The 21,223-nt window shown below is 52.9% G+C and carries 25 protein-coding genes; 17 read left to right on the top strand and 8 right to left on the bottom strand.

The window, feature by feature from the left end:
• Positions 1–20 precede the first annotated feature (20 nt).
• Positions 21–1,643 carry an isovaleryl-CoA dehydrogenase gene (locus tag OGV77_RS11820; protein WP_075145316.1) on the top strand — a complete coding sequence of 541 codons (1,623 nt, stop codon included), beginning with the start codon at positions 21–23 and terminating at the stop codon, positions 1,641–1,643.
• An 85-nt stretch (positions 1,644–1,728) separates the two neighbouring features.
• On the opposite strand, the gene yjfN is transcribed toward OGV77_RS11820, so the two are convergent.
• Positions 1,729–2,004 carry a DUF1471 family protease activator YjfN gene (gene yjfN, locus OGV77_RS11815; RefSeq protein WP_016151420.1) on the bottom strand — a complete coding sequence of 92 codons (276 nt, stop codon included), beginning with the start codon at positions 2,002–2,004 and terminating at the stop codon, positions 1,729–1,731.
• A gap of 147 nt (positions 2,005–2,151) precedes the next feature.
• Entirely contained in the window at positions 2,152–2,481 is a 330-nt protein-coding gene (gene bsmA, locus OGV77_RS11810; RefSeq protein ID WP_003025640.1) for a biofilm peroxide resistance protein BsmA, read from the bottom strand.
• Positions 2,482–2,662: 181 nt separating this feature from the next.
• On the opposite strand from bsmA, the gene yjfP reads away from it, so the two are divergent.
• Positions 2,663–3,412 carry an esterase gene (yjfP, locus tag OGV77_RS11805; RefSeq protein WP_075145315.1) on the top strand — a complete coding sequence of 250 codons (750 nt, stop codon included), beginning with the start codon at positions 2,663–2,665 and terminating at the stop codon, positions 3,410–3,412.
• On the opposite strand, the gene ulaR is transcribed toward yjfP, so the two are convergent.
• Together ulaR and ulaG are read right to left on the bottom strand one after the other, a co-directional pair.
• Positions 3,409–4,164 (bottom strand): HTH-type transcriptional regulator UlaR, encoded by a 756-nt coding sequence (gene ulaR, locus OGV77_RS11800; protein WP_003025646.1) that lies wholly within the window; start codon positions 4,162–4,164, stop codon positions 3,409–3,411. The two genes, yjfP and ulaR, sit on opposite strands and share 4 nt — an antisense overlap.
• Positions 4,165–4,271: 107 nt before the next feature.
• Entirely contained in the window at positions 4,272–5,336 is a 1,065-nt protein-coding gene (gene ulaG / locus OGV77_RS11795; RefSeq protein WP_003025649.1) for an L-ascorbate 6-phosphate lactonase, read from the bottom strand.
• Positions 5,337–5,703: 367 nt separating this feature from the next.
• Here ulaG and ulaA point away from each other — a divergent pair, with 367 nt between their 5' ends.
• The 6 genes from ulaA to OGV77_RS11765 are packed head-to-tail and all read left to right on the top strand — an operon-like array spanning position 5,704 to position 10,114.
• Positions 5,704–7,101, top strand: coding sequence for a PTS ascorbate transporter subunit IIC (ulaA, locus tag OGV77_RS11790; protein ID WP_043018184.1), 1,398 nt, complete (start codon positions 5,704–5,706; stop codon positions 7,099–7,101).
• A 15-nt stretch (positions 7,102–7,116) separates the two neighbouring features.
• Positions 7,117–7,422: a PTS ascorbate transporter subunit IIB gene (gene ulaB / locus OGV77_RS11785; protein ID WP_003025655.1), complete on the top strand. Its 306-nt coding sequence runs from the start codon at positions 7,117–7,119 to the stop codon at positions 7,420–7,422.
• An 11-nt stretch (positions 7,423–7,433) separates the two neighbouring features.
• Positions 7,434–7,901 (top strand): PTS ascorbate transporter subunit IIA, encoded by a 468-nt coding sequence (gene ulaC / locus OGV77_RS11780; RefSeq protein WP_087051747.1) that lies wholly within the window; start codon positions 7,434–7,436, stop codon positions 7,899–7,901.
• A gap of 12 nt (positions 7,902–7,913) precedes the next feature.
• On the top strand, positions 7,914–8,564 hold the full coding sequence (gene ulaD / locus OGV77_RS11775) for a 3-keto-L-gulonate-6-phosphate decarboxylase UlaD (protein ID WP_087051748.1): 651 nt from the start codon (positions 7,914–7,916) through the stop codon (positions 8,562–8,564).
• A 9-nt stretch (positions 8,565–8,573) separates the two neighbouring features.
• Positions 8,574–9,428 carry an L-ribulose-5-phosphate 3-epimerase gene (locus OGV77_RS11770; protein ID WP_043018185.1) on the top strand — a complete coding sequence of 285 codons (855 nt, stop codon included), beginning with the start codon at positions 8,574–8,576 and terminating at the stop codon, positions 9,426–9,428.
• On the top strand, positions 9,428–10,114 hold the full coding sequence (locus OGV77_RS11765; protein WP_286502666.1) for an L-ribulose-5-phosphate 4-epimerase: 687 nt from the start codon (positions 9,428–9,430) through the stop codon (positions 10,112–10,114). The genes OGV77_RS11770 and OGV77_RS11765 overlap by 1 nt, the downstream gene beginning before the upstream one ends.
• 132 nt (positions 10,115–10,246) lie before the next feature.
• Here OGV77_RS11765 and yjfY read toward each other — a convergent pair whose 3' ends face one another.
• Positions 10,247–10,522: a DUF1471 family protein YjfY gene (gene yjfY / locus OGV77_RS11760; RefSeq protein ID WP_003025668.1), complete on the bottom strand. Its 276-nt coding sequence runs from the start codon at positions 10,520–10,522 to the stop codon at positions 10,247–10,249.
• 298 nt (positions 10,523–10,820) lie between these two features.
• Between yjfY and OGV77_RS11755 the strand changes: the two genes are divergently transcribed.
• The 6 genes from OGV77_RS11755 (at position 10,821) to OGV77_RS11725 (ending at position 14,249) form a co-directional block, all read left to right on the top strand.
• Positions 10,821–11,585, top strand: coding sequence for a TSUP family transporter (locus tag OGV77_RS11755; protein WP_087051750.1), 765 nt, complete (start codon positions 10,821–10,823; stop codon positions 11,583–11,585).
• A gap of 158 nt (positions 11,586–11,743) precedes the next feature.
• Positions 11,744–12,139, top strand: a complete 396-nt coding sequence (rpsF, locus tag OGV77_RS11745) for a 30S ribosomal protein S6 (protein WP_003025672.1) — start codon at positions 11,744–11,746, stop codon at positions 12,137–12,139.
• Between the two features lie 6 nt (positions 12,140–12,145).
• The gene (gene priB, locus OGV77_RS11740; protein WP_003025674.1) at positions 12,146–12,460 is read left to right on the top strand and encodes a primosomal replication protein N; all 315 of its coding nucleotides are present in this window, start codon (positions 12,146–12,148) and stop codon (positions 12,458–12,460) included.
• Between the two features lie 4 nt (positions 12,461–12,464).
• Positions 12,465–12,692 (top strand): 30S ribosomal protein S18, encoded by a 228-nt coding sequence (gene rpsR / locus OGV77_RS11735; RefSeq protein WP_000135199.1) that lies wholly within the window; start codon positions 12,465–12,467, stop codon positions 12,690–12,692.
• A gap of 41 nt (positions 12,693–12,733) precedes the next feature.
• Positions 12,734–13,183, top strand: coding sequence for a 50S ribosomal protein L9 (rplI, locus tag OGV77_RS11730; protein ID WP_003025676.1), 450 nt, complete (start codon positions 12,734–12,736; stop codon positions 13,181–13,183).
• 142 nt (positions 13,184–13,325) lie between these two features.
• The gene (locus OGV77_RS11725; RefSeq protein WP_043018189.1) at positions 13,326–14,249 is read left to right on the top strand and encodes a DMT family transporter; all 924 of its coding nucleotides are present in this window, start codon (positions 13,326–13,328) and stop codon (positions 14,247–14,249) included.
• Positions 14,250–14,313: 64 nt separating this feature from the next.
• Here the strand turns inward: OGV77_RS11725 and OGV77_RS11720 are convergent, their stop codons facing one another.
• A complete protein-coding gene (locus tag OGV77_RS11720) occupies positions 14,314–14,964 on the bottom strand; it encodes a LysM-like peptidoglycan-binding domain-containing protein (protein WP_047406699.1) in 651 nt (216 codons plus the stop codon).
• A 219-nt stretch (positions 14,965–15,183) separates the two neighbouring features.
• Here OGV77_RS11720 and bamJ point away from each other — a divergent pair, with 219 nt between their 5' ends.
• Together bamJ and cycA are read left to right on the top strand one after the other, a co-directional pair.
• Positions 15,184–15,804 (top strand): BamJ family beta-barrel-assembly machinery protein, encoded by a 621-nt coding sequence (gene bamJ, locus OGV77_RS11715; RefSeq protein WP_003025685.1) that lies wholly within the window; start codon positions 15,184–15,186, stop codon positions 15,802–15,804.
• A 309-nt stretch (positions 15,805–16,113) separates the two neighbouring features.
• On the top strand, positions 16,114–17,523 hold the full coding sequence (gene cycA / locus OGV77_RS11710) for a D-serine/D-alanine/glycine transporter (protein WP_043018191.1): 1,410 nt from the start codon (positions 16,114–16,116) through the stop codon (positions 17,521–17,523).
• 147 nt (positions 17,524–17,670) lie between these two features.
• On the opposite strand, the gene ytfE is transcribed toward cycA, so the two are convergent.
• Positions 17,671–18,333 (bottom strand): iron-sulfur cluster repair protein YtfE, encoded by a 663-nt coding sequence (gene ytfE, locus OGV77_RS11705; RefSeq protein ID WP_003025690.1) that lies wholly within the window; start codon positions 18,331–18,333, stop codon positions 17,671–17,673.
• A gap of 244 nt (positions 18,334–18,577) precedes the next feature.
• Here ytfE and OGV77_RS11700 point away from each other — a divergent pair, with 244 nt between their 5' ends.
• The gene (locus tag OGV77_RS11700; RefSeq protein ID WP_047406696.1) at positions 18,578–20,149 is read left to right on the top strand and encodes a methyl-accepting chemotaxis protein; all 1,572 of its coding nucleotides are present in this window, start codon (positions 18,578–18,580) and stop codon (positions 20,147–20,149) included.
• Positions 20,150–20,210: 61 nt separating this feature from the next.
• Here the strand turns inward: OGV77_RS11700 and OGV77_RS11695 are convergent, their stop codons facing one another.
• Positions 20,211–21,179 (bottom strand): DMT family transporter, encoded by a 969-nt coding sequence (locus OGV77_RS11695; RefSeq protein ID WP_087051751.1) that lies wholly within the window; start codon positions 21,177–21,179, stop codon positions 20,211–20,213.
• Between the last annotated feature and the right edge of the window lie 44 nt (positions 21,180–21,223).

Raw genomic sequence — 21,223 nt, 5'->3', positions numbered from 1 at the left:
CATTGACGGAGGGAGACACAATGCACTGGCAAACGCATACCGTTTTTAACCAACCTGTACCACTCAATAACAGCAACTTATATCTGTCCGACGGCGCGCTGTGCGAAGCGGTTATCCGTGAAGGCGCTGGATGGGATAGCGATCTTCTCGCCAGTATTGGTCAGCAGCTAGGGACTGCCGAGTCGCTCGAACTGGGCCGTCTGGCCAATGCTTTTCCACCTGAACTGTTGCGCTACGACCCGCAGGGGCAGCGGCTGGATGATGTGCGTTTTCATCCTGCCTGGCATTTGCTGATGCAGGGATTATGCGCCAACCGCGTACATAATCTGGCCTGGGAAGAAGACGCGAGGCAGGGAACATTTGTTGCACGGGCGGCGCGTTTCATGCTGCATGCCCAGGTAGAAGCGGGCACGTTATGTCCGGTTACAATGACCTTTGCCGCCACGCCGCTGTTACTTCAGATGTTGCCTGCAACCTTTAACGACTGGCTGACGCCGCTGCTTAGCGACCGCTATGACTCGCATTTACTGCCCGGTGGGCAAAAGCGTGGGCTGCTGATCGGCATGGGAATGACCGAGAAGCAGGGTGGGTCAGATGTGCTGAGCAATACCACCCAGGCAGAACGTCTTGCAGACGGCTCGTATCGGCTGGTGGGGCATAAGTGGTTTTTCTCCGTGCCGCAAAGCGACGCCCATTTGGTGCTGGCTCAGGCAAAGGGGGGATTATCCTGCTTTTTTGTACCGCGATTTTTACCTGATGGGCAACGTAATGCTATTCGTCTTGAGCGACTGAAAGATAAGTTAGGCAACCGCTCCAACGCCAGCTGCGAGGTTGAATTCCACGATGCGATTGGCTGGCTATTGGGTGACGAAGGGGAAGGTATACGCCATATCCTGAAAATGGGCGGGATGACGCGTTTTGACTGTGCGCTCGGCAGTCACGCCATGATGCGACGTGCTTTTTCCGTCGCGATTTATCATGCGCACCAGCGACAAGTTTTTGGCAAACCATTGATTGAACAGCCGATGATGCGTCAGGTATTAGGCCGGATGGCGCTCCAACTGGAAGGTCAGACGGCGCTACTGTTTCGACTGGCGAGGGCCTGGGACCGTCGCGCTGATACCAAAGAAGCGTTGTGGGCCAGATTGTTCACGCCAGCGGCGAAATTCTCCGTGTGCAAAAGCGGGATGCCGTTTGTTGCAGAGGCGATGGAAGTGCTGGGAGGGATTGGCTATTGCGAGGAGAGTGAGCTGCCGCGCCTGTATCGGGAGATGCCGGTAAACAGCATCTGGGAAGGCTCTGGCAACATTATGTGTCTCGATGTATTGCGGGTACTGACAAAACAACCCGGCATATACGATATGCTCAACGAAGCCTTTGCGGAGGTAAAAGGGCAAGACCGACATTACGATCGAATGGTACGTCAGCTACAGCAGCGTTTACGCAAACCCAGCGAGGAGATGGGACGGGAGATTACGCAACAGCTTTTCCTGCTCGGTTGCGGAGCGCAAATGTTGCGCTATGCCTCTCCGCCAGTGGCGCAGGCCTGGTGTCAAATAATGCTTGATACGCGTGGCGGACTACGATTGTCTGAACAGGTGCTAAGCGACTTGCTCCTGCGGGCAACGGGGGGATTACGGTAATAATATGCCTGATGGCGACGCTGGCGCGCCTTATCATGCCTACGTTCAATGTAGGCCGGATAAGTTTACGCCATCCGGCAATCTGTTAAGCATAGAGTATGGCCTGTACGCGCCAGTTGTCGGGCTGCTGGTCTTCGTACATCTGAATGATCCGATACCATGAGGCACCCTGTTCATCCGCTTTTAACGCGACTACTCGTTCTACATCCTGCGGATTTCCTGCAATGTTACTGACAGATATCAGGCCAATTTCGTTCAGGCCCGTAACGCAGTCAGCACTGGCGAACTCGGCAGACTGCGCCGTAGTACCTACCAGTCCGGCAGAAAGCAGCAGTGAGGATAAGGCAAGTGATTGTTTCATCGTCAGCTCCATTATTCGTACCCCTACACACGGCAGGGCATTCCATCGCGATAATAAACCTCAAGCTTCCTGCTGTTGGTTTATTGTGCACAGGTAAACGCATAGGGGCGCAAAGCAATGTAAAACTGACTAAATTTCAACCCAATGTTATTTACGATACAAAATAGCTTGTGAATACCATTGGCCTGTCACGATGGTTTCATCCACTAATAAAACCACGTAGTAATCAGCTTTAGCCGCGACAGCTTTGGCACGGATTTCTGCCAGCGCATCATCCGGAGAGCCTCTTACCAGTGCGCTAACCGTCCCTAATCGCTGTAACCCATTACTCTGGTCACGGCGGATCTCCTGCGGGTGGTCGGCAACGGGCGGTGCAGGTTGCGGCGTTCCCTGTAGCACGCTACAGGCGCTTAAAAACATCACCAGCAATAAAGAGGCAAACCGACGCATAACTCTATCTCGTTTCCTGATAGCCATAGTGTAGTGCCTTATCAATTTCCCTTTAGGGGAATGTTCCCGAATTGTTATCTCTCACGCGATTTTCGAATGAAAATGTTGCGAAAGCGTAACCCAGTTCTCAACATTATGAATCATTGCCGAACACATTCGCTTGCGTTAAGTATTGCTGCATGGCATACCAGAAAGAAAGAGGCGACAAATGATCGAAATTGAAACACGACAGTTGGCGGGTATCCCTGTCCTGCACGCCGTTCCGGCTGGCAAACGCGAATGTTCACTCCCTTGTATTATTTTCTATCACGGGTTTACCTCTTCAAGCCTGGTCTACAGCTATTTTGCCGTTGCTCTGGCTCAGGCTGGATTCCGCGTCGTTATGCCTGATGCGCCCGACCATGGTGCGCGCTTCACGAGTGACGCCCAGGGGAGAATGTACCGCTTCTGGCATATTTTGCAGCAAAGTATGCAGGAGTTTGCGACGTTACGTGCGGCGCTGGTGGCAGAAAATTGGCTATCAGATGAACGACTTGCCGTCGGAGGCGCGTCGATGGGAGGAATGACGGCACTGGGCGTTATGGCCCGCCATCCCGAGATTAAATGTGTAGCCAGCCTGATGGGTTCGGGCTATTTTACCCATCTTGCGCAGACGCTTTTTCCGCCTTTACGGGTTCAGACACCAGAGCTGCAAGCGGAGTTCGATGCCATCATCGCACCGCTCGCCGAATGGGACGTTACGCATCAACTGCAGCGCCTGGCCGACAGGCCGTTACTACTGTGGCATGGACAGGATGATGATGTGGTGCCGGCCGTTGAAACCTTCCGTTTACAGCAGGCGCTGATTCAGGCAGGGCTGGACAGCAATCTAACCTGCCTGTGGGAAGCAGGCGTGCGCCACCGCATCACGCCAGAAGCGCTGGCTGCGACGGTAACGTTTTTCCGCCAGCACCTTTAAACGCGCATAATGCTTACGCCCTGAGCTTCAAGCTGTTGCAGAATCTCAGGGTTTGCGTTTTTACCGGTAATGAGCATATCGATTTGATCGGCGCGACTGAACAGCATCCCCGCGCGTTCTCCGACTTTGCTGCTATCGACCAGCACCACCAGTTTACCCACCACGTTAAGCATCTTTTGCTCGGCCATCGCGGTCAGCATATCGGTTTTATACAGTCCGTCCGCGGTTAATCCTTTGCCGCTGGTAAACATCCAGTGTCCGGCGTACAGGCTATTTTCACTGCCCTGCGGGCTGAGTGTGATGGACTGACTTTTGTTATATTGCCCTCCCATGATGATCACGCTGTCATGCTCCTGGTCGATCAGATAGTTTGCCAGCGGCAGATAATTGGTGATGATCTGCACCGGCTTGCCGCACATTTCGCGACCCAGCAGAAAGGCGGTCGATCCGCAGTTGATCACCACGCTTTCACCTGCATTCACAAGCTGGGAGGCCGCCTTGGCAATACGAACTTTTTCATCGTGGTTCTGTGCCTGGTGCAGATTCATTGGCGTCCAGCGCGGACGCTGTTGGGTAATGGCTTCTGCGCCGTTGCGGACTTTCTTGAGTTTGCCGCTTTCGTCGAGTTTGTTGATGTCCCGGCGCGCTGTGGCGGGTGAAATCCCCAGGCGCTCAATTACGTTCTCAACGGTAACAAAGCCCAACTGCGCCAGCATATCCAGCAATATTTGATGTCTTTGTGCTTCAGTCATGAGCTATTCCGATACAAATTGATTTGAAAAGATGATATTTGAAATAGCCTGGAAATACTAAAGTAAATGGGAAAAAAATGCCGGGATGGCCCGGCATTTTGTGAGGATCACAAGAAGGATTTAAACGGTAAATCCGGTTCAATCGTGAAGCAGTCATCAAAGCCGCGCGGATAGTGATATTCAAAGTTATCTTTGTCCAGCGGCCAGGTGAACTTGCCGCCTACCTGCCAGATAAACGGCTTAAAGCCATACTTCAGCCGATCTTTTTTCATCTCCCACAGTACACGGATCTCCTGAGGGTCGGCCTGAAAGTTTGACCAGATGTCATGATGGAAAGGGATCACCACTTTTGTATTCAGTGCTTCCGCCATTCGCAGCATGTCGGAGCTGGTCATTTTGTCCGTAATCCCACGCGGGTTCTCACCGTACGAGCCGAGCGCGACGTCGATCTGGTGCTCGTTGCCATGTTTTGCATAGTAGTTGGAATAGTGCGAGTCTCCGCTGTGGTACAGCGTACCGCCCGGCGTTTTGAACAGGTAGTTTACCGCGCGAGCATCCATACCATCCGGCAGCACGCCAGCCGCTTTTTGATCGGCTGGGAGCGTAATCAATGCCGTACGATCAAACGCGTCAAGCGCATGAATTTCAATATCTTTCACTTTCACTACATCGCCTGGTTTTACCACGATACAGCGTTCTTTCGGCACACCCCAACCGATCCATAGATCCACACAGGTTTGCGGCCCGATAAATGGCACGTCATCGGCGCAGTTCTGCATGACGGCGGCTGCGACATTGACGTCGATGTGATCGTTATGATCGTGTGTCGCTAACACCGCATCGATCTGTCGAATTGCAAACGGATCAAGAACAAACGGCGTGGTGCGCAGGTTAGGCTGCAGTTTCTTCACCCCCGCCATACGTTGCATCTGGTGACCGGTTTTCATCAGCGGGTTACCGTGACTTTGTTTACCCGTTCCGCACCAGAAATCGACGCAGACGTTAGTCCCACCTTCCGACTTCAGCCAGATTCCGGTACAGCCAAGCCACCACATAGCGAAAGTGCCAGGTGCGACTTGTTCTTGTTCGATCTCTTCATTCAGCCAGCTTCCCCACTCCGGGAATGTGCTCAGGATCCATGATTCACGCGTGATGCTTTTTACTTTACTCATCGCAATTACCTTCATGTTTGTTCAAGTTGAATCAAATTGTGATTTGTTTTGATTGATACTGACATCATTTTATCAAGAAGGCAATGCGCTGATTTTTGGTGTTGAATAGAAAAGTGTGAACAAATTACAGCGTGACAAGATGGTTTACATGAAATGTATTTTTGTATTTTATTGTTTTAAAGGGGGTTATTTTGGATTTGAAGAATTCGAAGGAAATCCACGCTGCAAGTAAGAGAATTATTTGCGTACTGCATCACATTTAATCAAATTCAATCTTGTTGTGATTACTTTTGAAAACTAGAGTGAGAGCACAACATCCTGGGCATCTGTAATGAATGTTCAGCAACTTCGTCTACTGGAGATCGTTATGGAGATCCTCTACAACATCTTTACCGTCTTTTTTAATCAGGTTATGACCAATGCACCGTTGCTGTTGGGTATTGTGACCTGTCTTGGTTATATCCTGCTGCGTAAAAGCGTCAGCGTTATTATTAAAGGCACGATCAAAACGATTATCGGTTTTATGTTGCTGCAGGCGGGATCGGGCATTCTGACCAGCACGTTTAAACCGGTGGTGGCGAAGATGTCTGAGGTTTACGGTATCAATGGCGCGATCTCTGATACCTATGCCTCCATGATGGCAACCATCGAACGCATGGGTGATGCCTACAGTTGGGTAGGGTACGCCGTACTGTTGGCGCTGGCGCTGAACATTTGTTACGTACTGCTACGGCGTATTACCGGCATTCGCACCATCATGCTGACCGGGCACATTATGTTCCAGCAGGCTGGCCTGATTGCCGTCTCTCTCTACATCTTTGGTTATCCAATGTGGACCACGATCATCTGCACTGCGGTGCTGGTGTCGCTCTACTGGGGCATTACGTCCAATATGATGTACAAGCCGACACAGGAAGTGACTGACGGCTGCGGTTTTTCCATCGGTCACCAGCAGCAGTTCGCCTCCTGGATTGCTTACAAAGTCGCGCCGTATCTGGGTAAGAAAGAGGAGAGCGTGGAAGATCTCAAGCTGCCTGGCTGGCTGAATATCTTCCATGACAACATCGTTTCAACCGCGATTGTTATGACTATCTTTTTCGGCGCGATCCTGCTCTCTTTCGGCATTGATGTGGTTCAGGCAATGGCGGGTAAAACCCACTGGACGGTCTATATCCTGCAGACCGGTTTCTCCTTCGCCGTCGCTATCTTCATCATCACCCAAGGCGTACGTATGTTCGTCGCTGAACTTTCAGAAGCGTTCAACGGTATCTCTCAACGTCTGATTCCCGGTGCTGTACTGGCTATCGACTGCGCGGCGATTTATAGCTTTGCTCCCAATGCGGTGGTCTGGGGCTTTATGTGGGGCACCATCGGTCAGCTGATTGCGGTGGGCATCCTGGTGGGCTGCGGCTCTTCCATCCTGATTATCCCAGGCTTTATTCCGATGTTCTTCTCGAACGCCACTATCGGCGTGTTTGCTAACCACTTTGGCGGCTGGCGCGCGGCGCTCAAGATTTGTCTGGTGATGGGGATGATTGAAATCTTCGGCTGCGTCTGGGCGGTGAAACTTACCGGTATGAGCGCCTGGATGGGCATGGCGGATTGGTCAATTCTGGCGCCACCGATGATGCAGGGCTTTGCCTCCATCGGCATCGTGTTTATGGCCGTCATTATTCTGATTGCACTGGCTTATATGTTTTTCGCAGGACGCACGTTGCGCGCTGAGGAAGACGCAGAAAAACAACTGGCAGAACACTCTGCTTAATAAGGAGTTCCGATTATGACCGTACGTATTCTGGCTGTGTGTGGCAATGGGCAGGGCAGTTCCATGATCATGAAGATGAAGGTGGATCAGTTTTTAACCCAGTCAAATATTGACCATACGGTGAACAGCTGCGCAGTAGGTGAATACAAAAGTGAGCTGAGCGGCGCGGATATCATCATCGCTTCTACCCATATCGCCGGTGAGATTACGGTATCTGGCAATAAATATGTTGTTGGCGTACGCAACATGCTGTCCCCTGCCGATTTTGGACCAAAACTGCTGGAAGTGATCAAGGCGCATTTCCCACAGGATGTGAAGTAAGGAGGCGGCATATGAAATTACGTGATTCGCTGGCAGACAATAATTCCATCCTTTTGCAAGCCGAAGCCAGTACCTGGCAGGAAGCGGTAAAGCTGGGCGTGGATCTGCTGGTTAAGGCTGATGTGGTTGAGCCACGCTACTACCAGGCCATCCTCGATGGTGTCGAACAGTTTGGCCCGTACTTTGTCATTGCGCCCGGCCTGGCGATGCCGCACGGCCGTCCGGAGGAAGGGGTCAAGAAAACCGGTTTTGCGCTGGTGACGCTGAAAACACCGCTGGTGTTTAACCACGAAGATAACGACCCGGTCGACATTCTGATAACGATGGCGGCAGTAGATGCTAACACGCACCAGGAAGTGGGCATCATGCAGATCGTGAATCTCTTTGACGACGAAGCCAATTTCGACCGTTTACGCGCCTGCCGCACCGCGCAGGAAGTGCTGGATTTAATTGATAACGCCACTGCGGCGGCTATTTAAAAGGATACCAAAATGTCATTACCTATGTTGCAGGTTGCGCTGGATAACCAATCAATGTCTTCCGCATATGAAACAACGCGTCTGATTGCCGAAGAGGTCGATATCATTGAGGTGGGCACTATTCTTTGCGTGGCAGAAGGCGTACGCGCCGTACGCGATCTGAAGGCGCTTTACCCGCATAAAATTGTGCTGGCGGATGCGAAAATTGCCGATGCGGGCAAAATCCTCTCCCGCATGTGTTTTGAAGCCAACGCTGACTGGGTCACCGTCATCTGCTGTGCGGATATCAACACTACCAAGGGGGCGCTGGAGGTAGCGAAAGAATTTAACGGCGATGTGCAGATTGAACTGACCGGTTACTGGACCTGGGAGCAGGCGCAGGAGTGGCGTGACGCAGGGATTGGGCAAGTTGTATATCATCGCAGTCGTGATGCGCAGGCGGCGGGCGTGGCGTGGGGAGAAGCGGATATCTGCGCAATCAAACGCCTGTCCGAGATGGGCTTTAAAGTCACCGTCACCGGCGGTCTGGCGCTGGAAGATCTGCCGCTGTTCCAGGGAGTTCCGATTCACGTCTTTATTGCCGGCCGCAGTATTCGCGATGCCGCCTCTCCGGTGGAAGCGGCCCGTCAGTTCAAACGTTCTATCGCCCAGCTGTGGGGATAAGGAGCGACTATGTTGTCGAAACAGGTCCCGCTCGGTATTTATGAAAAAGCGCTCCCCGGCGGGGAGTGCTGGCTGGAACGCTTGCAGCTGGCGAAGGAACTGGGCTTTGACTTTGTCGAAATGTCGGTTGATGAAACCGACGCTCGCCTGGCGCGTCTTGACTGGAACCGCGAGCAGCGTCTGGCGCTGGTGGCCGCTATCGCCGAGACAGGGATACGAGTACCGTCCATGTGCCTGAGCGCTCATCGTCGTTTCCCGCTGGGTAGTGAAGATGATGCGGTGCGCGAACAGGGGCTGGAGATCATGCGTAAAGCCATTCAGTTTGCGCAGGATATCGGTATTCGCGTTATTCAACTGGCGGGTTACGACGTCTATTACCAGCAGGCAAATAACGAAACGCGTCGTCGGTTTCGCGATGGGCTGAAAGAAAGTGTGGAGATGGCGAGTCGTGCGCAGGTGACGCTGGCGATGGAAATCATGGATTATCCACTGATGAACTCGATCAGCAAGGCGTTGGGGTACGCCCATTATCTCAACAATCCGTGGTTCCAACTGTATCCCGATATTGGCAATTTGTCGGCGTGGGATAACGACGTGCAGATGGAGCTGCAGGCGGGGATGGGTCATATCGTTGCCGTACACGTGAAGGATACTAAACCCGGCGTATTCAAAAATGTGCCGTTTGGTGAAGGGGTTGTCGATTTTGAACGTTGTTTCGAAACGCTCAAACAGAGTGGTTATTGCGGACCGTATCTGATTGAGATGTGGAGTGAAACGTCGGACGACCCGGCACGTGAAGTGGCGAAGGCGCGCGACTGGGTGAAAGCGCGGATGGCCAGCGCGGGTCTGGTGGAGGCGGTGTAATGCAAAAACGTAAACAGCAGGTGTTCGAGGCCAACATGGATCTACCGCGCTATGGGCTGGTGACGTTTACCTGGGGTAACGTTAGCGCCATCGACCGCGAACGCGGGTTGGTGGTGATTAAGCCCAGCGGCGTCGACTACCAAACAATGACAGTGGATGACATGGTGGTTGTGGATCTGCACGGCAACGTGGTGGAAGGACGCTATCGTCCTTCTTCCGATACCGCCACCCATCTGGCGCTGTATCGCCGCTATTCATCGCTCGGCGGCGTGGTGCACACTCACTCAACCCACGCGACGGCATGGGCGCAGGCGGGTCTGGCAATACCTGCGCTTGGTACGACGCATGCGGATTACTTCTTTGGCGATATTCCCTGTACCCGGGCTTTAACTGAAGCTGAAGTTCAGGATGATTATGAGCTGAATACCGGCAGGGTGATTGTTGAAACGCTGGGGGAGGTGGAACCTTTACATACGCCTGGCGTAGTCGTGCACCAGCATGGTCCGTTTGCCTGGGGCAAAGATGCTCACGACGCGGTACATAACGCCGTGGTGATGGAGGAGGTGGCAAAAATGGCATGGATCGCGCGTGGCATTAATCCGGCTCTCAGCCCCATTGACGGTTATCTGATGAATAAGCACTTCATGCGTAAGCACGGTCCAAACGCCTATTACGGACAGAAGTAACGGCTAAGTCCTGGAGCCAAACTATTCAGGGGATGTTATCGATCTGGCTTCGGGACTTTTTTGCAAAAAAAGCCCCCGGTGAAGGGGGCAAATCAAACTGTGGCAATGTTCTCGTTGGTTATTTGCGGGTAGCTAGCGATAAATATCTGCACTGGCGTGCATATTTCCGTTACTACCGGGTTCCCTGGTGAGGATCACATGGTAGTAGGTTGCGCCTTGCGCATCTGTCTCTTCATTCAGGGCCTGAGTGGCTTCACTTTCAGTGGCGAAGTTATGATTTATGTAAATGACGCCTAAGCTCTGCACATCATCCATATTCCTGGCCTGATGATTGTCAATTTTGATGGCTGCCGTTGCATTTGCACTGAGCAAAAGCACAGCCAGAAGGGTCAAAACACGGGCTCGCATATGTACCTCCTCGACTGCGGTCTCTGGTTGCCTCTCTCCTGTGAGTGATTAGCTTCTGATGTAATTTTAACCGCTACTGGCGTAGTCGATAGCGACCATTTCTGATGCAGTTGTTCAAAAAATTATCGCATAGCCATCTTTTCTTTAATTAACAGTCTGCTGGTGTTTACCGCTGCGGTGAAAAATACCTGTCTTTCGCGCATAAGCTCTTACCAAATAGTCAATTTAATCGGCTGAGTACGCCGTTTATAGTGAGCCAGATAATTAATATAACTTTATGATAATAAGGCAAAAAGTTATGGATGCTTCATTCATGGATTTCAGCTACTTTGTGATTATGTTCATGGTCGCGCTGGTGGCAGGCTTTATTAACGTGGTGTCAGGCGGCGGCGGTTTTCTCTCAATTGGCGCACTATTAATTTCTGGTTTACCCCCGGCTAATGCGCTGGCAACCAATAAAATTCAGGCGTTGGGCAGTTCGCTGACCTCCGGAATTTACTTTTTACGCCGGGGACATATCAACGTGCAGGAGCACAAGTATGTGTTTTTATCTGCCTTTATCGGTTCGGCGCTGGGAACGACGCTTATCCAGTTTATTGAACCGGAACTGCTGAAGAAACTGCTGCCAATCCTGATTATCGCGGTCGCCATCTACTTTATTTTTGCGCCAAATCTTAGCGAACCGAAAAGAAAGCGGCAGGTATCCCTGTTTCTCTTCTCATTGATCGGCGGGGGATGTATTGGTTTTTATGACGGCTTTCTCGGTGCCGGGGCTGGCTCCTTTTATACGCTCAGCTATATCCTGCTATGGGGATACAGTATCGATAAGGCGCAAATCCACTCGAATTTTATTAACCTGGCGTCGAACATCGCTTCGATTTTGTTTTTCATTTTCGGCGGTAAAATGATCTGGTCACTGGGGCTGGTGATGTTTGCCGGGCAGTCCCTCGGCGCACGTCTTGGCGCGACGGTCGTACTGACGCGCGGCAAGAAAGTTATCCGGCCGATGATTGTCATTGTCTCCATTTGCATCAGCATCAAAATGCTGCTGGATATGTATTAATGGCGGCATGGCAAATAATCGTACAATCACCTTGAGTTTACCTGCTGACCCCAGTATTATGACGCGTCATTTTTCAGCCGACCTTTAACACGTTCCTTGCCTCCATGGGCCTCGGCTGACCCAGACAGGAGGCTGAATAATCCGTAAGGAGCAATTCGATGCGTCATTACGAAATCGTTTTTATGGTCCATCCTGACCAGAGCGAACAGGTTCCGGGTATGATCGAACGCTACACTGCTGCCATCACTGGTGCAGAAGGCACGATCCACCGTCTGGAAGACTGGGGCCGCCGTCAGCTGGCTTACCCGATCAACAAACTGCACAAAGCTCACTACGTTCTGATGAACGTTGAAGCGCCGCAGGAAGTGATCGATGAGCTGGAAACTACCTTCCGCTTCAACGATGCCGTTATCCGCAGCATGGTTATGCGTACTAAACACGCTGTTACCGAAGCATCTCCGATGGTCAAAGCGAAAGACGAGCGCCGTGAGCGTCGCGATGATTTCGCAAACGAAACCGCAGATGATGCTGAAGCTGGGGATTCTGAAGAGTAATTTCTGATGACCAACCGTCTGGCGTTGTCCGGCACCGTGTGCAGGGCTCCCCTTCGAAAGGTCAGTCCATCAGGAATTCCTCATTGCCAGTTCGTGCTTGAGCATCGTTCTGTGCAGGAGGAAGCCGGATTTCACCGGCAGGCGTGGTGCCAAATGCCCGTTATTATTAGCGGACACGAAAACCAGGCCATTACTCACAGTATAACGGTCGGTAGCGCAGTGACCGTTCAGGGGTTCATCTCTTGCCACAAGGCAAAGAACGGCCTGAGCAAAATGGTTCTGCATGCCGAGCAGATTGAATTGATAGATTCTGGAGACTAGCCATATGGCACGTTATTTCCGTCGTCGCAAGTTCTGCCGTTTCACCGCGGAAGGCGTTCAAGAGATCGACTATAAAGATATCGCTACGCTGAAAAACTACATCACCGAAAGCGGTAAGATTGTCCCAAGCCGTATCACCGGTACCCGTGCAAAATACCAGCGTCAGCTGGCTCGCGCTATCAAACGCGCTCGCTACCTGTCCCTGCTGCCGTACACTGATCGTCATCAGTAATCGGTCACGGTCCATTAATACGACTTTGAGAGGATAAGGTAATGCAAGTTATTCTGCTTGATAAAGTAGCAAACCTGGGTAGCCTGGGTGATCAGGTTAACGTTAAAGCGGGCTACGCTCGTAACTTCCTGGTACCACAGGGTAAAGCTGTTCCTGCTACCAAGAAAAACGTTGAATTTTTCGAAGCGCGTCGCGCTGAACTGGAAGCTAAACTGGCTGACGTTCTGTCCGCTGCTGAAGCTCGTGCTGAGAAAATCAACGCACTGGAAACCGTAACCATCGCGTCTAAAGCTGGCGACGAAGGTAAACTGTTCGGTTCCATCGGTACTCGCGACATCGCTGACGCTGTAACTGCAGCTGGCGTTGAAGTAGCTAAGAGCGAAGTTCGTCTGCCGAACGGCGTTCTGCGTACCACTGGCGAGCACGAAGTGAGCTTCCAGGTTCACAGCGAAGTGTTTGCTAAGCTGACTGTAAACGTAGTTGCAGAATAAGTTTTTATTCTGATGACCGCGTAAAAGCGCCGGCCCTGTGCCGGCGTTTTGCTTTTCTGTTCCCCCGCTTTTCTCTCTGGCTATTCTTTATCCTTTTCGGGATAATCACAAAAATAAAACATTATTTCAAAGTGGTGATGGAATGGAACCAACGCACCAACCTCTGTTTGCGCGTAAAAATGTTGTCTACCTGAGCGCGGCGTTCTGCTGCCTGCTGTGGGGGAGCGCCTATCCGGCGATCAAAAGCGGATATGAGATCTTCCAGATTGCCACGGATGACATTCCCTCAAAAATTGTCTTTGCCGGCTATCGCTTCCTGTTTGCAGGATTATTGCTGCTACTGCTGGCGGTGGCGCAGCGTAAACCGATTGGCCGGTTAAGCCCGCGTCAATATGGTCAGCTCACGCTGTTGGGGCTGACGCAAACCTCGCTGCAATACATCTTCTTCTATGTTGGCCTGGCGTTCACGACGGGGGTGAAAGGGTCCATCATGAACGCGACAGGGACCTTCTTCAGCGTACTGCTGGCGCATTTCATCTACCATAATGACAAACTGAGCTACAACAAAGCGCTGGGTTGTATCCTCGGCTTTACCGGCGTAATGGTGGTGAACTTTAGCAGCGGAATGGATTTTAGCTTCAGCCTGTTAGGGGATGGCTCAGTGGTGATGGCGGCCTTTATTCTCTCTGCCGCCACGTTATACGGTAAACGTATTTCTCAGACGGTGGACCCGACGGTAATGACAGGGTATCAACTGGGCGGTGGTGGTCTGGCACTGGTTATCGGTGGTTACGCTTTTGGCGGCACGCTGACCGTTCACGGCGCGTCTTCGGTGGCGATTCTGGGTTACCTGACGTTACTCTCTTCGGTCGCCTTTGCCTTGTGGAGTATTCTGCTCAAGCATAATCGCGTGGGGATGGTAGCGCCGTTTAACTTCCTGATCCCGGTGTCGGGGGCGGTGCTGTCGGCGATTTTCCTCGGCGAGAACATTCTTGAATGGAAATATGCGCTGGCGCTGGTGCTGGTCTGCTCGGGGATCTGGTGGGTGAACAAGGTGAAGCGTTGACGCTTCACCTTGATGCCTGATGGTGCTATCGCTTATCAGGCCTGGAATCGCGGGGCCACGGCGGTTAACGGGCGCGAATAAAACTGCCGTTAGGCTGGCGGGTAAACAGTACCTGCTGGCCATTGCCGGTATCAATGGTTAATCCTGTCACCACGCCGCTGGCATTCTGCCTGATCTGCACCATCTGACCGTCTTTCAGGTTACTCAGCGGTTTTCCGGCGCCTTCAACCTGCGCCATCGCGTATACATCGGTTGGCGGGAGGTTATGGTCACGGAATACCTGCGCCAGCGTTTTGCCTGAATCAACGCGATAGGAACGCCACTGCTGGTCAATTCCGCTATCCTGTTGGAAAGGCTGCGTTTGCGGCTGAGATTGCTGAGCCTGAGGCTGCGCGTCAGGTTCTCCTTCCTGGATTGGTTCCGGGGCAACCGGAGCGACCTGGCCTGGATCGTTTTGCGGCGCGACGAGCTGTGCCTGCAGCTGAGCCTCGGTCGGCGGCTGCGACTGCGACTGTAAATCCAGCTGAGCAGTACGCGTAACCACAGGGGCATCGCTGGTGTCACTGGAAGGGAGCAGGAAACCTATCACCAGCACGATAGCAGCAATAATAATGCCGCGGCGGTGCATCGGCGGTAGCGGATCCATAATGCGAAAATTGTCCGGTGCATGCCAGATTTTCGCCAGGGTTGGTTTTAATTCAAAGCGCCCGGGCATGGCTTTCCTCCTGCTCCGCGTCTCGTTCCTCGATCATAGAGTATAGATGGCTAACGCTATGATGTTCGTCATATTACCCGCTTTCGTGACGTCAACGCGGGATATTCCTATTGTTTATGTTTCCTCGCGATTTGTCATCTGTTCCCGAGACAAAGTTTTACCGGATGCGGCATGGCTGATATGCTGCCCGCTACTTTACATCCGATGAAAGGAAATATGATGGCTAACCCGACTTTTGACACTATCGAAGCGCAAGCAAGCTATGGCATTGGTTTGCAGGTAGGACAACAGCTGAGCGAATCCGGATTGGAAGGACTGTTGCCTGAAGCGCTGGTAGCGGGTATCGCTGACGCGCTGGAAGGTAAGCACCCGGCAGTGCCGGTTGATGTTGTGCATCGCGCGCTGCGTGAAATCCACGAACGCGCTGATGCAGTACGTCGCGAACGTTTCCAGGCTATGGCGGCTGATGGCGTCAAATATCTGGAAGAAAACCGTGAGAAAGAGGGTGTGAACAGCACTGAATCCGGTTTGCAGTTCCGTGTTCTGACTCAGGGCGAAGGTGCTATTCCGGCGCGTACTGACCGCGTTCGCGTGCATTACACCGGTAAACTGATCGACGGTACCGTGTTTGACAGCTCTGTCGCACGCGGCGAACCGGCTGAATTCCCGGTTAACGGCGTCATCCCTGGCTGGATTGAAGCGCTGACCCTGATGCCAGTAGGTTCCAAATGGGAACTGACTATTCCTCAGGAACTGGCTTACGGCGAGCGTGGCGCTGGCGCGTCCATTCCTCCGTTCAGCACGCTGGTGTTCGACGTTGAGCTGCTTGAAATCCTGTAAGCAGTGACTTCTGTTCCCCCCGAGGCCGGGGGGAACAAAAAAATAGCGAGAAAAGCTATAGTTACGCCGTTGTCGATATATTATCTTGCAAATGCCGCGCTAGCGTGTATTTTTGTGAGCTAATTCGCGCTATCAGAGTGATATGACACTCACTTTAAACATTAAATTAACATTATATCTAAATCTTAGTATTCATCCCGCCAATTCTTACCTAATATCGATGAGTCCTGATAACAGGATCGTCGTATCATAGACACACTAAAGGCCGTAGAGCCTGAACAACACAGACAGGTACAGGAAGAAAAAAACATGGTAGATCAGGTAAAAGTCGACGCCGCTGAAGAGGCATCGTCTGAACAGTCGCTACGGCGCAATCTCACAAACCGTCATATTCAACTTATTGCCATTGGTGGCGCTATCGGCACCGGCCTGTTTATGGGCTCCGGTAAAACCATCAGTCTCGCCGGACCGTCGATCATCTTTGTTTATATGATCATCGGTTTTATGCTGTTTTTCGTCATGCGAGCAATGGGGGAATTGCTGCTCTCGAATCTGGAGTACAAATCGTTTAGTGATTTCGCCTCCGACCTGCTCGGGCCATGGGCCGGGTATTTTACCGGCTGGACCTACTGGTTCTGCTGGGTCGTTACCGGAATGGCAGACGTTGTCGCGATTACCGCGTATGCGCAATTCTGGTTCCCCGAACTGTCAGACTGGGTCGCCTCGCTGGCGGTGATCGTGCTGCTGCTGAGCCTCAACCTTGCCACTGTAAAAATGTTTGGTGAGATGGAGTTCTGGTTTGCGATGATCAAAATCGTCGCCATCATCGGCCTGATTGTCGTCGGTCTGGTGATGGTGCTGACGCACTTCCAGTCGCCAACCGGCGTTCAGGCATCGTTCACGCATCTATGGAATGACGGTGGCTGGTTCCCGAAAGGTCTGAGCGGCTTCTTTGCCGGCTTCCAGATAGCCGTGTTCGCGTTTGTGGGTATTGAGCTGGTGGGAACGACCGCTGCGGAAACCAAGGACCCGGAGAAATCTCTGCCGCGCGCCATTAACTCGATTCCGATCCGTATCATCATGTTCTACGTTTTTGCGCTGATCGTGATTATGTCCGTAACGCCATGGAGCTCGGTAGTACCAACCAAGAGCCCATTCGTTGAACTGTTTGTGCTGGTTGGTCTGCCTGCTGCGGCGAGCCTGATCAACTTTGTGGTACTGACTTCAGCGGCCTCTTCTGCAAACAGCGGCGTGTTCTCTACCAGCCGTATGCTGTTCGGCCTAGCGCAGGAAGGCGTTGCGCCTAAAGCGTTTGCCAAACTCTCAAAACGCGCAGTTCCGGCGAAGGGTTTAACCTTCTCCTGTATCTGTCTGCTGGGCGGCGTGGTGATGCTGTACGTGAATCCGAGCGTGATTGGCGCGTTCACTATGATCACCACCGTGTCGGCGATTCTGTTCATGTTCGTCTGGACCATCATTCTTTGCTCGTACCTGGTGTACCGCAAGCAACGTCCGCACCTGCATGAAAAATCAATCTACAAGATGCCGTGGGGCAAGCTGATGTGCTGGGTATGTATGGCATTCTTCGTCTTCGTACTGGTACTGCTGACGCTGGAAGATGATACCCGTCAGGCGCTGATCGTCACGCCGTTGTGGTTCATCGCACTGGGTCTGGGCTGGTTGTTCATCGGTAAGAAACGTATGGCAGGCGTGCGTTAATCGCTAGGACGTGAGATGTAGGCCGGATAAGGCGTTTACGCCGCATCCGGCACTATGCTGGCGGGATTGCCTGATGCGGCTTCGCCTTATCAGGCCTACGTTCGAGGTCGTTGTAGGCCCGGTAAGCGCTAGCGCCACCGGGCTTTTTTATTCACCTGCGAGGGCACGCGGGAACAACACATTATTTTCCAGACTGATGTGTTCCATCAGGTCGTCGATCATCTCGTTGATGCCGTTATACATGGCTTTCCAGGTGGTGCAGGCTTCTGGCGGCGGCGTCACGTTATGGGTGATGTGTTTGATCACTTCGACCAGTTCACCCGCATCGTCATGTTCGCTTTCCATCACGCTGATTGGCCCCATCGCCTGGCTACCCATGCCCTGTTTGATCATCGGGAACAGGATCTGCTCTTCTTTCATCATGTGGCTGGACAGCTCTTCATGCAGCATGGTCAGGTTTTTCGCCAGACCGCGCGGTACGTTCGGTTTGTCTGCATGAACGCGTTCAACTTTAGTGGCCTGCAGGATCAACTCCGGCAACTGTTCGCGGTGTCTGTCGTGATAACGCACGATGATATGGTCGATGATTTCAGCCAGAGCCACGGTACGCCAGTCTTTCTCCAGCGGTTGTTCAGCCAGCTGCGCGAGCTGCGCCTCAATAACGTCTAAATCCAGCTCTTTACGCGCGGCAGCGCGTGCCAGCGTTTGCTTACCGCCGCAGCAGTAATCCATATCGTATTTACGAAACAGGGCCGAAGCGCGAGGAATAGAGAGCGCCAGTTCACCTAAAGGTTGATCGCGATAAGACATTGCCGTTACCTCATTCTCAATAATATAAGATGTATTTTAAATGCAACTTATGGCGAAGGATATAACCCTTTCGGGGTGGGGTGTTTTGTGATGAACATCACGAAAATTTCTTATTTCGTTAAGGTGCTGAATCCTATTGGAAAGGAGGGAGACGGCGAAAAAAGCCGCGTCACAGGATTAAATAAGCGCACGCTGCTGCCGATAGTTAGACCTCAGACAATACCTGCATAATAAAAGGCTACAGATGTTTAAACGAATCAAAGTGATAACCTTACTTATCACCGTGTTACTCGCCCTGGGCGCAATGCAGCTCATCTCCGCGGGCGTCTTTATTGGCGCGCTCAATAACGATAAGCAAAACTTCAACGTTTCTCAGCTTTCCAGCCAGAACGTGGCCGAGTTTACCGATGCGTGGATTAGCCTGAACCAGGCTCGCGTCACGCTCAACCGTGGGATGCTGCGTTTACAGGGAACGATGGCCAGCGATATTAACGGCGGTCAGTTGAAGGAGTTGGTGAACACGGCAAATCGCCTGTTGGCCGAGTCGAAAGCGCATTACGATAAATACTACGCTCTGCCGGAAACGCCGGGGCTGGATGAGCATCTGGCCGATCGACTGGAAGAGCAATATGGCATCTATTCTGCGACGCTGGCAAAAATGAACGCGCTGCTGGCTGAAGGAAAGCTGGAAGAGATGTTCAAGCAGAATGCCGAGCAAAAGCAAACGGCCATGCAGGAAGTTTATCGGCAATGGCGTAGCGCGCAAACGGCGCTGGCCACTGCTGGAGTGCAGGACAATGAGAGTGATTACCAGAAGATAATCTGGCTGCTGTCTGCGGTGATGTTGATTGTCGTCACCGTGATTATCGCCAGCTGGCTGGCAATGCAACGAGTGCTGCTCAAGCCGCTGCATGAGGTGATGGGACATATTCGCCATATTGCCGCAGGTGATCTGACGCACCGCATCAACGCCGATGGCAGTAATGAAATGGCGCTGCTGGCAGGCAACGTCCGCGACATGCAGCGGGCGTTGGCGAACACGGTCAGCGTGGTGCGTGACGGGGCTGACACCATTTATACCGGCGCGGGTGAAATTGCCGCTGGCAGTAACGATCTCTCTTCACGTACCGAACAGCAGGCCGCCTCCCTGGAAGAGACCGCAGCCAGCATGGAACAACTCACCGCGACCGTGAAGCAGAACGCGGATAACGCGCGTCAGGCGACCAGTCTGGCAAAAAACGCTTCACAAACAGCGCAAAAAGGCGGAAACGTGGTCGATGGCGTGGTACGTACGATGGATGAAATCGCCACCAGTTCCAGCAAAATCGCGCAAATAACCAATGTTATTGACGGCATTGCCTTCCAGACCAACATCCTGGCGTTGAACGCTGCGGTGGAAGCGGCGCGGGCGGGCGAGCAGGGGCGCGGGTTTGCCGTGGTCGCCGGTGAGGTTCGTACGCTGGCGCAGCGTAGCGCTCAGGCGGCGAAAGAGATTAAGGCGCTGATTGATGACTCGGGAAATCGGGTCAATGCGGGTACGGCGCTGGTGCATGAAGCGGGCGAAACGATGGCGGAAATTGTTAGCGCCGTGACTCGCGTGACCGATATCATGGGCGAGATTGCCTCGGCCTCTGATGAACAGAGTCGGGGTATCGATCAGGTAGGCCAGGCGGTTGCCGAGATGGATCGTGTCACGCAGCAAAACGCCTCACTGGTGGAGGAGTCCGCTTCCGCCGCCGCCGCGCTCGAAGAGCAGGCTGCACGACTGAATCAGACCGTGGCGGTATTTAAAGTGTCGCGCCGGATGGCGGCGTAAACGCCTTATCCGGCCTACATGAGATCGTACAGTCCTTGTAGGCCTGATAAGCGCAGCGCCATCAGGCATCCCCTGAAACCGGCACTACCGCCGGTTTCTGCGGTTTTGACCGCACAGCAATTACCACGCCTATTACCAGCAGCGCAATGCCGCTTACCGTCAGCAACGGCGGAAATTCCTGACGCAGGATAAAGGTATATAGCAGGCCCGCCAGTGTTTCAAAGACAATCAGCGGGCCGAGGATCACCGTCGGCAGCTTCTGGCTGGCGACGTTCCAGCACAGTGCGCCAACCCATGAGCACAATACCGCAATGGCTATCATCAGGCCGATAAACACACCAGGGCGCGGGCCGAAGGGCAGAGCGAAGTCCGGCGTTTGCCCGTTCAGCCAGAGGCAGGCGGCAATATAACCGAGCAGAGAAACAGGCAGCGTCACCAGCGCCTGGGCCGTCGCCCACATCATCGGGTGCTTATCCGGATTCTCGCGCAACCAGCGGGCGTTACGCAGCGCATACCACGCCCAGCACACCACTGAGACAAGCGCCAGCACGATACCTGAGCCATAACGCCAGCCGCTAAAGTTAGGTAACCCCTGATTCAGCTCCGAGATATTCACGCACAGCAGACCTATGCCAATCAACACCAGCGCAGGCGCCAGACGCCACCATGATAATTTGCCGTCACGCTGGCTGTAGAGCAGGTTGGCGAAAACCGGGATCACCACCGGCAATGTACCGATAATCATCGTTGAAACCGGCGCGCCGGTGCGCTGAATAGCGCTTGCCAGGCAGACGTAATAAATCAGATTACCCATCATCGTTAGCGCCAGCGCCGTTATCCAGTCTTTACGCGCCAACTGGCGCAGACGCACACGTCCCAGCCAGGCAATCGGCAACGCTATCAGCCCCAGCGCCAGATAGCGCCCCATCGACTGCAATACCGCCGGGTATTCCGGTACGATCAGCGGTCCAACAAAAATTAATCCCCACATCAGCCCGGCCAGCAGGGCATACAACACGCCGCTAATCATTTTTGACATCCACATCGCTTAACAATCAGTCGAGTGTAGGCAGG

Source organism: Citrobacter sp. Ce129 (assembly GCF_030334545.1).
In the GTDB taxonomy this organism is placed as follows: domain Bacteria; phylum Pseudomonadota; class Gammaproteobacteria; order Enterobacterales; family Enterobacteriaceae; genus Citrobacter; species Citrobacter europaeus.
This window is presented reverse-complemented; position numbering and strand designations above follow the sequence as displayed.

Bases quoted from the DNA above. Each gene is read 5' to 3' on its own strand.
- OGV77_RS11755 (WP_087051750.1), top strand. From the start codon at position 10,821: ATGGATGCTTCATTCATGGATTTCAGCTACTTTGTGATTATGTTCATG.
- OGV77_RS11700 (WP_047406696.1), top strand. From the start codon at position 18,578: ATGTTTAAACGAATCAAAGTGATAACCTTACTTATCACCGTGTTACTC.
- OGV77_RS11770 (WP_043018185.1), top strand. From the start codon at position 8,574: ATGTTGTCGAAACAGGTCCCGCTCGGTATTTATGAAAAAGCGCTCCCC.
- ulaC (WP_087051747.1), top strand. From the start codon at position 7,434: ATGAAATTACGTGATTCGCTGGCAGACAATAATTCCATCCTTTTGCAA.
- ulaB (WP_003025655.1), top strand. From the start codon at position 7,117: ATGACCGTACGTATTCTGGCTGTGTGTGGCAATGGGCAGGGCAGTTCC.
- rpsR (WP_000135199.1), top strand. From the start codon at position 12,465: ATGGCACGTTATTTCCGTCGTCGCAAGTTCTGCCGTTTCACCGCGGAA.
- rplI (WP_003025676.1), top strand. From the start codon at position 12,734: ATGCAAGTTATTCTGCTTGATAAAGTAGCAAACCTGGGTAGCCTGGGT.
- yjfY (WP_003025668.1), bottom strand. From the start codon at position 10,522: ATGCGAGCCCGTGTTTTGACCCTTCTGGCTGTGCTTTTGCTCAGTGCA.
- yjfN (WP_016151420.1), bottom strand. From the start codon at position 2,004: ATGAAACAATCACTTGCCTTATCCTCACTGCTGCTTTCTGCCGGACTG.
- OGV77_RS11720 (WP_047406699.1), bottom strand. From the start codon at position 14,964: ATGCCCGGGCGCTTTGAATTAAAACCAACCCTGGCGAAAATCTGGCAT.
- rpsF (WP_003025672.1), top strand. From the start codon at position 11,744: ATGCGTCATTACGAAATCGTTTTTATGGTCCATCCTGACCAGAGCGAA.
- bsmA (WP_003025640.1), bottom strand. From the start codon at position 2,481: ATGGCTATCAGGAAACGAGATAGAGTTATGCGTCGGTTTGCCTCTTTA.
- ulaA (WP_043018184.1), top strand. From the start codon at position 5,704: ATGGAGATCCTCTACAACATCTTTACCGTCTTTTTTAATCAGGTTATG.
- cycA (WP_043018191.1), top strand. From the start codon at position 16,114: ATGGTAGATCAGGTAAAAGTCGACGCCGCTGAAGAGGCATCGTCTGAA.
- OGV77_RS11765 (WP_286502666.1), top strand. From the start codon at position 9,428: ATGCAAAAACGTAAACAGCAGGTGTTCGAGGCCAACATGGATCTACCG.
- OGV77_RS11725 (WP_043018189.1), top strand. From the start codon at position 13,326: ATGGAACCAACGCACCAACCTCTGTTTGCGCGTAAAAATGTTGTCTAC.
- OGV77_RS11820 (WP_075145316.1), top strand. From the start codon at position 21: ATGCACTGGCAAACGCATACCGTTTTTAACCAACCTGTACCACTCAAT.
- ytfE (WP_003025690.1), bottom strand. From the start codon at position 18,333: ATGTCTTATCGCGATCAACCTTTAGGTGAACTGGCGCTCTCTATTCCT.
- OGV77_RS11695 (WP_087051751.1), bottom strand. From the start codon at position 21,179: ATGATTAGCGGCGTGTTGTATGCCCTGCTGGCCGGGCTGATGTGGGGA.
- ulaD (WP_087051748.1), top strand. From the start codon at position 7,914: ATGTCATTACCTATGTTGCAGGTTGCGCTGGATAACCAATCAATGTCT.
- ulaR (WP_003025646.1), bottom strand. From the start codon at position 4,164: ATGACTGAAGCACAAAGACATCAAATATTGCTGGATATGCTGGCGCAG.
- priB (WP_003025674.1), top strand. From the start codon at position 12,146: ATGACCAACCGTCTGGCGTTGTCCGGCACCGTGTGCAGGGCTCCCCTT.
- yjfP (WP_075145315.1), top strand. From the start codon at position 2,663: ATGATCGAAATTGAAACACGACAGTTGGCGGGTATCCCTGTCCTGCAC.
- ulaG (WP_003025649.1), bottom strand. From the start codon at position 5,336: ATGAGTAAAGTAAAAAGCATCACGCGTGAATCATGGATCCTGAGCACA.
- bamJ (WP_003025685.1), top strand. From the start codon at position 15,184: ATGGCTAACCCGACTTTTGACACTATCGAAGCGCAAGCAAGCTATGGC.